At 65.3% G+C, this 366-nt stretch carries 1 protein-coding gene; it reads right to left on the reverse strand.

The window, feature by feature from the left end; all coding sequences use genetic code 11:
• On the reverse strand, positions 1 to 366 hold a 366-nt coding region (locus G3I42_RS04245; protein WP_203606345.1), incomplete at both ends, for an RsbRD N-terminal domain-containing protein.

Below are 366 nucleotides of genomic sequence, written 5' to 3' on the forward strand. Positions count from 1 at the left end.
CTCGGCCTGTGCGGAGATCAGCTCCTCGCGGGCCTGGGTGTAGGTCTCGACCGTGAACAGCCCCAAGGTGTCCAGCAGCCCGGAGAACTTCAGGTACGCCTGCAGATCACTGTCCTCACCGGACAGCGCCGGCTCCAGCACCTCTTTCAGGGAAAACACACTGACCGCGGTCTCGCTGGGCCTGAAACCCTGCTCGGCGCGGTTGCGTGACAGCTCGCTCAGCAGCGCCCGCACCTCACCGAAGGCTTCGCCATGTCCGTCAAGACTTCCACTGCCCAGAGCTGACACCAGAGCGGTGTAGATCTCCTGCAGTTCGCGCTGGACCTCCGCCCGACTGACCCGTCCGCCCAGCGACCCGGTCACCTT

Origin of the sequence: Streptomyces sp. SID11385 (assembly GCF_010548245.1) — a bacterium.
Classification (GTDB): domain Bacteria; phylum Actinomycetota; class Actinomycetes; order Streptomycetales; family Streptomycetaceae; genus Streptomyces.